Genomic DNA, 9,054 nt, shown 5'->3' with positions numbered 1-9,054 from the left:
AAGAACAACACGCGCTCCCAGGCCCCCGCCATGTGGCCGGGGCAAGGGCGTCCGGTTGTTCATGAGATCAGCCATGAGCCCCTCGGCGTCCCTGGCACTGTCTCCCGGGTAGTCGTTCAGAGACGCTGGCGAAGGCCTGCTCAGTGACGCCTTGGCTCACCTAGGACCAAGGCTCGGCTCCAGGTCTGATCTCATCAGAAGTCGGCAGTGGCAACACTGCTCACCATGACCGCCTGGATCACCAGGATGTCCATGCTCGTCCATGGATCTCCTTGATGTCTCCAGGACAACTCAAAGCCCAATACATGAACGAAAATCTCCAGGACCTCCCCGAGGATGTCCTGCGTCTCCCTGCGACCTCCGAGGCCTCCGTCGAACTCCCCGTCTACCCGGGCCTCTGGAACCACCGACCCGTCACCTGGGCAGCCAGGCCCACCTCCCCTGAGGCGAAGGCTCTCTGCTGGGCACTCAGTGCAGAACTCGGCCTGGACTACCCAGAACCCGGCGCCGACACCGCGACCAAGCCACGGAAGCGTGGACGTCCCCCGAAGATGACCGAGGGGCAGGTCCTAGAGGCCTTCGTGGGCGACCTGTTGCTCCATGCGCGGCACGGAGAGTGGTCCATGCACCCGACCTCTCCGGTCTTCTTCACAGGTGCCCCGCTCGGCTCCGACATCTTCCAGGCCGTCCGTGGGGCGCTGCGACGCGCTGAGTTCATCGAGGAGAAGCCGGGGTACCGTCTACCCGACGGCCTCACGGTATCCACGAAGTACCGCCCCACCGCCACCCTGTTCCGCATGGCACTGGAGCATGGCGTGTCCTGGCGGCAAGCGAGGAAACACTTCTCCCGCACCGAGGACGCTGGTCAGAAGGCAAGGCCCACCGTGGAGATCCGCAGCCGCTTCGGTGACGAGGTCATGCCTGTCCCGGACACCCAAGCTGCTCGACTGACCTCGGCGCAGGTCGCGGGCTTCAACGCGTTCGTCGCTGGCTTCCAGATCGAGAGTGGTGCGCCTGGATGCCGTGACGTCCATCGCCCGGTGTTCCAGCGCGTCTTCACGGAGAGCCTCGACTACCATGGTCGCCTCTACGACCGGTCACCCAGCTACCAGCACCTGCCGAAGCCCGACAGCACGCGGTATCCGTGGGCCGAGACCAGGGCGTCCATGACCATCAACGGCGAGCCGGTGATCGAACTCGATGTCCATGCGTCCTCGCTGACGATCCTCCACGGGATGGCAGGGATGCCTCTGCCGGATCGCGAGGACCTCTACGCGCTGCCTGGGATCAACCGCGAGACCGGGAAGACCTGGCTGAAGCAGTACCTCGGCAGCGGGGGGCAGACGCCGGTCAGGTGGGCAAGGGACGAGGACCCTGAGCAGTTCAACGGTCTGAAGCCCACACACGCCAGGACGGCCCTGCTGGAAGCCTACCCGTTCCTCGATGACCCCTCCGCGCTACTCGGTGTTCCGACGCGCATGGAACTGACGTGGCACGCCTTCGCCGCCATCGAGGCCAGGGCGGTCCTTGGAGCCGCCTTCCGCCTCCAGGGAGAGGGCATCCTCGCTCTTCCGCTCCACGACGGGATCATCGTCCAGGAGCGGCACCAGAAGCGCGCCAGGGAAGCCCTGGTGGCCGGGTATCGCGCAGAGGCCGGGATCACGCCGGTCATCCGTGTGAAGCGGGGCGTGGAGGGCGCCTGATGCTCGACGCACCGCTGAAGCCCCACCACAAGAGCCGGGACGAACTCGGCCAGCCCATCGGAAAAGACCCGCGAACTTTGAGCATTTCCGAGATGGAGGCCCTCGGACATGCGAAGATGCCACTGGTGAAGGTGATCCGTAGAAACTGCCTGGACTGCGCGGGAAACGTGCCTTCCGAGGTGCGTCGCTGTGCGCTTGTCAGCTGCCCTCTCTGGCCATACCGGATGGGGGTGAACCCGTTCTACGGCGCCAGCGCAGACACGGATCGTACCTCAGCGGAGGATAGCGGATCTTCCACTCTGTGACGCTCTAACGCGCCGCGATGAAGAGAGCCGAGCATCGGCGCTTCACCGAAGATCACTGGCCCACCTGGAGACATCCGGGTGGGCCTTTTTCGTCGTCTTGGCGACCTCATGAGATCCATCGTCGCGAAGACTGAAAACTCCCGCAGTCTGAAGCGATTTCGTGGACCGCCCAGTCTCAAGGCATGGGAGTAGCAGCGGGGGCAGCGCATCCGATTTTCGACGCAGATTGGGGAGCGCGACGCATGCATCGACTACGATTGGCCATCACCGCTGGGACGGCGCCACATCATCGTACACCTGCTCCATGTACTGCATCAGCGGCAGTGCGGCGGGTCGCAACTTCGCGTACTCCTCCGAGAGGGCGGCGAGCCTGTCAGTGGCGGCCTGGCGCTTCTTCGGGTCCTTGGCCTTGCGCAGCGTGAGCCGAGCCTTCGCAGCCTGCGTGATGATGGCGCTGGCGGCCTCGAACACGTCCATGCTCTCCGGGGCCGGGACGGGGCGGGCAGGAGTACGCCGGGTCATGCGAACGTCGCCTTCCCGTGTTTGCCGTACTGTCGAGTTGATGTTCGGTGGATCAAGCTGAGCCTCCTGCGGCGACAACATCTGTCGTGCAATGATTTTTGTAGAGATACCGCGCGCGGGCCAACATCAAACTTCGAGAAGCCTGCCTGACTGTTCCATGGCGCTAACTATGCTGAGTGACACCAAGCCATTTTCCTTTGTGCATTGTGGGGCCGAAGCACAGAGGTGGCCGGTGTTTTCCCCGGCAAACGGCTGTGGGGCGTGGTGGGCAAGGAGGGCCGGGAAGCACCGACCAGTACCTGACCACCGCTGACAGTGTCGCAGACGTTGGTGAACTCAACGCCCACAGGGGTTCGCGCACTGGTGGGCCCCTTTTCTGTCGTCCACGACCGCGCGGTGGCACGACACGGACATTCTCCAACTGACAGCACGGCTCGCTTTCTGATAACGTTGCGCCGTTGGCTTCGGGAGGTTGACCGGTGCAGTCGCTCTACGAGCAGATACTGGGTCTATTTCCAAGCATTGGTTCAACTTTCGAGTTCATGGTCGCGTTATCTTTGCTTTTAGTAGTCATGTATTTGTCTCTCGGAAGATCTACAAGAAAACCAATAAGTAGATTGCGGTACAGTCTTCTGGCTGGTATTGTTGGATGTGTAGCCATAGCTGTATTTAGCCCTAGCAGCTCTTTTTTTCGTTGGTCAGGCCTCGTCTTTGACGAGCAGACAGAACAAGGGATTGTTGGTGCGAAGTTGCACGTCATTTTAGAGACACCCGATCTTCACACCACGTATGAGCCAATAACGACTGCAGGAGGTTTTTTCTCCATCGATCTCCCGCCGACAGCGTCCGGGGGGCACGCGAGATTACAGATCAGTCATCCAGATTATCAAACCCGAGTAGTTCCGCGTGACTTGGTCGCCGATACAAACAGGCCTCGCTACAGTCTGCGCCGCGTTGCTACGGTTTCACCTTCTAACGCTGCCACCTCGCCTGTTCCTCCCGGCGCGCCAAATAGTCCATCTCCTGCGCCTTCCGCGACGCCAACGCCTTCCGCGACGCCCACGCCTTCCGCGACGCCCACGCCTTCCGCGACGCCCACGCCTTCCACGACGCCCACGAACCCGGGCGCCATGCGGCCTCCAGCGCCTCAGTGTCAACGCGTCGTTGATATGAGAAGTTTGGGATGGCGGAGTGGACATAAAGGCGAATACTGTCGGAGATTAGGGTTTACTGGGAACTTCAACCCGTTCTCATCTTACGCTGCTGGCGGATACTGCTTTACTGGTGACCGTCAGGCGTGCGAGCAACTCGTCTCGCGCTGAATGCGTGAAGAGAAAACGTGCAAGCACTCCATCGAGGGCGGTCGCAGTTCTCGCTGTCCGAACGCATCGCGGTCGTCCGGGCCACTCGGAAACGAGGAACGAGGCCATCCGGCAGAATGACTGTCCCCGACATCTCATTTGATCCACGATGTACGCGAACTGCGTTGGTCAGACGGCGACCGCTTCCTGAAGATCTCCGGAGCCCGTCGGCATCCTGAGGGCGGTTTTCCGCGCACAAGGTTCGCGCTCGCCCGTTCTCCCAGAGCAGCTGGCGCGCCTTGAGGTCGGCACGGTCAGCGATCCACCCCGGTGCGTCCCCCTTGCACCGCCTCGCTTCCAGGCCAGAACCCGAGCAAGCTGGATGCCGCCGAGCAGCCGTCCGATCTCGGAAATGCCGTACATTGCGCCACCGCCCAGCCCTGCACCGTGCAAACCCTGACCGTCGAAAGTGAGGTCGAAGGAAGCCAGGAGATGCTTGGTGCTGGAGTACACGCACTTCCGCTTGCCGCAGATGGCGCACTTGGTCATCGCCGCCGCTCCGGGACGATGCGGCCTTCGAGTGGCCTCTCCAAGTAGCGCAGGATGACCCGGAACTGCGCGTCAGAGGCCTTCCGACAAGCAAGCATTGCGCGTGCAACGGCGAACAGAAGCAGCCGACAGGAGACGGTGACGATGACCTCCGTGTTGCCGTGGTGCCAGTCGAACCACGGGCCGTTCCAGAGAGGGTAGGAAAGCGCTGTCAGAGCGACGGCAAAGCCACAGACCTTGGCGTCCCGCGACGCGCTCTGGGCCTTCTCGCCGAGTTCTTCAGCGAGAGCCTTTGCCTTCGCATCAGCATACCGGCCGTCGCTGTCGTCCTCAGGAAGGATCTTCAGGACCCCGTCGGCGACCTGGGGCTTTCCCCAGTAGTCCACGGTCAAAGCACCGTCCCTCTCTATGCGCATCTCAGGCAGCGCTGGTCAGCGCCAAGCGTCGTTTCGCCGTCGCGATCAGACGCCGCCTGAAGTCAACAGGTCAAGGCGCAGTACAGACGCGCATCCGCGCCCGACTTCTTTGACCAAACTGCTTGCCTTTCTGGACCACCACTTGGTACACCGGTGGTCCCTGGACTTCGCCGAGGTCCCTGTTTTTGCTGATGTAGGTCACCGGGCAGTCGTATCCCTCACCCGGCACCACAACCGGCCTAAGTGTCGGTTTTTGTGGAATATCGCAGCAAATCAGCGGTTGGAGGCGGCTGGCAGGTATACAGCCCGGGTATACAGACCGGTGCCCCCACTCCGCATGCTGACCCCCTTGGAAGCATCCCAATAGCGGGATTTTCTACTTCTACGCGCAGGTGCCGAACCGGCTCAAAGCGGTGGCCGGCCGCACCCACGTCAAGCGCAGCCTCGGCACGCGCTGCCCTCGCGAGGCGCGGGCGAAGTGGCCTGCCGAACTCGCGCGCTGGGACACCCAGATCGGGGCCTGGGAGCGGGAGATGAAGCGCGAGAGCGTGACCGCTGAACGCGCTCTTGGTCTCGCTGCGGCATGGGCGGCCAGCATCGACCACGGCGCGCCCCTCCATACGGGTGGAGAGGACAGCGACGTCTTCGAGCCGCTCGTCATACCGGAATGCCACACACCCGAGCGGCTTGCGCGCATGTGGGGCCGCGTCGAGGTGCACGCGATCGAGGCGCTCGAGCTGGCGGGCATCACGGCGACGGCGGACACGTTCCCGCTGCTCCTCAACGCGATGGTGCCGGTGGTCAATGCGACCTATCTCCGCGAGGACCTGACCGCCCTCGCCGCCGCGCACCCTCTGAACCCGCTCGCGGCGGTTCGCCAGCAGCTGCCGGCGGTTCCGCCGCCGCCCGCGTGTGTTGCCGTTCACTCAACCGATGGGCCGTCGTTCGACGCGATCTGGTCGGCCTGGAAGGCTGTGACCGCGACGAACGCACGCACGGTGGACGAGACCCGCAGCATGTTGCGGATGCTGGCCGACTTCCTTGGCCACGACGATGCGGGCCGTGTGACCCGCGACGACTTGCGGTCCTGGCGGGATCACCTCAAGACGGCGCACGGGTTGACCAACAACACCTGGAACAACCGGTTGTCGCTCGTCGGCCAAGTCTTCAAGCGCGCGGTTGCGGATGAGCGACTGCCAATGGATCCGACCGACGGGTTGCGCTTGCCCAAGAGCAAGCCGCACAGCCCGCTTCCGTACTCAGACGACGATGCGGCCGCGATCCTGCTGCGCGCCCGGTCGGAGACACTGCCGACGCTGCGTTGGGCGCATTGGGTCATGGCGTTCACCGGCATGCGGGTGGGCGAGGTGTTGCAGCTCGGGCGTGACGATCTGCGCGAGGACCCGGACAGCGGTATCTGGACGCTCGCGATCCACGAGCACACCAAGGGCAACAGCGTGAAGACCGGGATGCCGCGCAACGTGCCGGTCCACCCCGCCCTGGTCGCAGAGGGCTTCGTCGCTTATGCCCTGACCGTCGAAGCCGGCGCTCCGCTCTTTCCCGACAAGGAGGTAGATAAGTACGGCCGCCGCGGCGGGCGGGGCTGGAACGCGGTCAGCAGCTGGGTGCGGAGGAGCGTCGGCATCACCGATGCCCGCAAGGCGCCGAACCATTCGTGGCGTCACCGAATGGAAGACGAACTGCGGGCGGCCGAGGTGTCTGAAGATGTGCGCGATGCAATCCTCGGTCACGCTCGGAAACGACTGGGCGGCATTACGGCATACGGGGCGAGGCACTGTCCCGCCTTTACCGTGAGCTGTCTCGGATCCGATCACCGCTCCCGGCACGCACGCTAACCCCACCTGATTCCTAGCTGGACCTGGGCGTTCGACACGGCGGTTGTGGCATCGCGGCGCGATGACGCTTGGTTGGTCGCGATGGAGCCGGCGCATTGGCGTTGGCGACGGCTACAGCGGAACATCATGCTGCCGCGCCCACCCGAGGTGCATATCGTCGAACGCGCGGGCCATTTCGACTTCATGGCCCCGTGCTCCGCAGCCCTGGCGCGCGCCGCGCCGGCGATCTGCGTCAGCGCGGCGGGCTTCGACCGAGCCGCGTTTTTCCCTGCCGAGGGCCTTCCGCTCGATCGTCTGGATGGCCAGCCCCAGCTGCGCCACCGCCGGGACGGCGCTTGCAACGCTGCCGCCGCGGCCGAGCAGCCTGACGTTCGCGCCATCACCATCTCGATCGAGAACTTCATGCAAGAGCACGCAGGACGAGGCATGGGTTGCTTGTGTGGACGGGGCGGACCGGCATCGGGAGCCCAGCCGCGCACGGGCTCCCGACATCACGGCACTCAGCCCAGAGCACCGCGCCGCGCTCAGCCAGTTCGCGACGTCCCTTGGCCGGATGAGGGCGTCATCTCCAATCTCGACGGACGCCGAAGGAGACCTGCGGCCTGCCGCCACTACATCGGCATCATCAGCTCCGGCTTGAATGTTAAGGTCGCGCACCAATCCATGGTGACGTGACAGTCGCGGCGCCGCCGCTCGGCATGCCGCATGTGCTCCCACCAGATCTTCCTGAACAGCACGCGGATGGCCGGCGGGCGCGCCCGCACGACCTGTCCCGCCTAGATCTCCCGATCAGGGCCGGACGAGCCCGCCACGAGCCGGTGCGGCACCGCATAAGTTGGCGGCCGGCATCGCCGGGGTCCGCCGAAGAGCCTCACACCGCACGCCCGCTGCAGATGCAGGGGCAATTGGCGTTAGAATTGGCGCTGACGATTATGAAGCCGGACGTGGTGCCGCCGCATGTCGGGGCAGCCATGGCCGACCGTCATCCGCCGAGACGTTGCGGAGCGAGGTGTCGAGGATCCCGCGTGGTGAGCTGAGCGCGCCAGGGATGGAATGGAGGGCAGTGCGAGCCGGCACCGGCGGTCAGGCAGGTCCAGGCCGATCGGGAAATAGGCAACGTGACAGAGGGCGCTCCGCCAGCGATGGCGGGGCGCCCTCATTGCGTCCGCTGCCCCGATCGCTGCATTCGACAGATCCGCCATGGGTTCACGCCGCCCGCGTCGTCAGGCAACCCGGCGGCGCCGTGCGCCCATCGCGCAGGCCAGGTCGAAGGCGGCCTGCAGCGCGCCGACGCGGGCGATGCCCTTGCCCTGAATGTCGAAACCCGTGCCGTGGGCGCAGGTCGCGATCGGCACGGGCAGGCCGCCAGCGACCGTGACGCCGCGCCAGAAGCCCATGAGCTTCATCGCGATCTGCCCCTGGTCGTGGTACATCGTGACGATCGCGTCCACGTCGCGCGTGCCATCGGCCCTGGGCTGCGCGCGCAGAAAGATGGTGTCGGCGGGATAAGGCCCCTCGCAGGGCAGGCCACGGCGCCGCGCTTCCTCGAGCGCGGGGCCGATCACATCGATCTCCTCGCGGCCGAAGGCGCCGTTGTCGCCGTTGTGGGGATTGAGCCCGCAGACCGCGATGCGCGGCCGCTCGATCCCCGCCTGGACCAGCGCATCGCGGATCAGCGCGACGGCGCCGATCACCTTCTCCGGGGTGATAAGGTCCGCCACCGCGCGCAGCGCGACGTGGCTCGTGACGCGGCAGGTCCAGAGACCGTCGAGCACGTTGAACTCGCTGTGCGCGCCCTTGTGGTTCAGCACCTCCGCGAACCAATGAAGCTCGTCCGGATGGCCTATCCCCGCCATATGGAGCGACGCCTTGTTGAGCGGTGCGAAGCAGATGCCGTCCACCGTGCCGGCCTGGGCGAGGGCCAGGCATTCGTGCAGCACGTCCATCGCATGCGCGCCGCCCTCCGCGCTGGACCTGCCGCGCGGGACCGGCGCGCGGCGTCGCACCTCGTGAAGGACGATGCGGCCCGGCGCGAGGGCAGCGGGATCGTTCCCGCGGGTGACCGGCACGTCCACGCCCGCGATCCGCATGCCATCCGCCAGTTCCTCCGGGTCGGCCACCAGCAGCAGCGCGGCCTTAGCGCGGTTCGCCTCGTTGGCCAGCAGCCTGGCCATGATCTCCGGCCCGATCCCGGCGGGATCGCCGAGGACGAGGGCGAGGCGGGGCGTCATGCGGGCGGTTCTCCGGCCGGGTTGCTCGCCGCCTCGCAGCGGCCCAGTCACGACGGGCCGGGCGGTCGAGGGCGGCGAAGGGGTGTCGCAGAACGCTGCACGAGGGTCGCCAGACTTGTCAACAGGCCCGGTCACCGGACCAGTAGACCTGGGCCACGCCGCGCTGTTAGG

Annotated in this window: 7 protein-coding genes; 2 read left to right on the top strand and 5 right to left on the bottom strand. The window is 65.3% G+C overall.

The window, feature by feature from the left end; genetic code table 11:
- Positions 1-305: 305 nt before the first annotated feature.
- Positions 306-1,703, top strand: a complete 1,398-nt coding sequence (locus ACLF3M_RS26505; RefSeq protein ID WP_430660003.1) for a hypothetical protein — start codon at positions 306-308, stop codon at positions 1,701-1,703.
- 569 nt (positions 1,704-2,272) lie between these two features.
- On the opposite strand, the gene ACLF3M_RS26500 is transcribed toward ACLF3M_RS26505, so the two are convergent.
- The gene (locus ACLF3M_RS26500; RefSeq protein WP_430660002.1) at positions 2,273-2,485 is read right to left on the bottom strand and encodes a hypothetical protein; all 213 of its coding nucleotides are present in this window, start codon (positions 2,483-2,485) and stop codon (positions 2,273-2,275) included.
- Between the two features lie 1,891 nt (positions 2,486-4,376).
- Positions 4,377-4,772, bottom strand: coding sequence for a hypothetical protein (locus ACLF3M_RS26495; RefSeq protein ID WP_430660001.1), 396 nt, complete (start codon positions 4,770-4,772; stop codon positions 4,377-4,379).
- A gap of 395 nt (positions 4,773-5,167) precedes the next feature.
- On the opposite strand from ACLF3M_RS26495, the gene ACLF3M_RS26490 reads away from it, so the two are divergent.
- Positions 5,168-6,652, top strand: a complete 1,485-nt coding sequence (locus ACLF3M_RS26490) for a DUF6538 domain-containing protein (protein ID WP_430660004.1) — start codon at positions 5,168-5,170, stop codon at positions 6,650-6,652.
- Positions 6,653-6,763: 111 nt separating this feature from the next.
- On the opposite strand, the gene ACLF3M_RS26485 is transcribed toward ACLF3M_RS26490, so the two are convergent.
- The 3 genes from ACLF3M_RS26485 to ACLF3M_RS26475 form a co-directional block, all read right to left on the bottom strand.
- A complete protein-coding gene (locus tag ACLF3M_RS26485; protein ID WP_430660000.1) occupies positions 6,764-7,066 on the bottom strand; it encodes a hypothetical protein in 303 nt (100 codons plus the stop codon).
- A 197-nt stretch (positions 7,067-7,263) separates the two neighbouring features.
- Positions 7,264-7,416 (bottom strand): hypothetical protein, encoded by a 153-nt coding sequence (locus ACLF3M_RS26480; protein WP_430659999.1) that lies wholly within the window; start codon positions 7,414-7,416, stop codon positions 7,264-7,266.
- A 459-nt stretch (positions 7,417-7,875) separates the two neighbouring features.
- Positions 7,876-8,883 carry a 4-hydroxythreonine-4-phosphate dehydrogenase PdxA gene (locus ACLF3M_RS26475; protein WP_430659998.1) on the bottom strand — a complete coding sequence of 336 codons (1,008 nt, stop codon included), beginning with the start codon at positions 8,881-8,883 and terminating at the stop codon, positions 7,876-7,878.
- Between the last annotated feature and the right edge of the window lie 171 nt (positions 8,884-9,054).

Source organism: Falsiroseomonas sp. HW251 (assembly GCF_050563545.1).
GTDB lineage: Bacteria > Pseudomonadota > Alphaproteobacteria > Acetobacterales > Acetobacteraceae > Falsiroseomonas.
Note: the sequence above shows the minus strand (reverse complement) of the source record. Positions and strands in the feature narration are given on the sequence as shown.

Bases quoted from the DNA above. Each gene is read 5' to 3' on its own strand.
- ACLF3M_RS26505 (WP_430660003.1), top strand. From the start codon at position 306: ATGAACGAAAATCTCCAGGACCTCCCCGAGGATGTCCTGCGTCTCCCT.
- ACLF3M_RS26500 (WP_430660002.1), bottom strand. From the start codon at position 2,485: ATGGACGTGTTCGAGGCCGCCAGCGCCATCATCACGCAGGCTGCGAAG.
- ACLF3M_RS26475 (WP_430659998.1), bottom strand. From the start codon at position 8,883: ATGACGCCCCGCCTCGCCCTCGTCCTCGGCGATCCCGCCGGGATCGGG.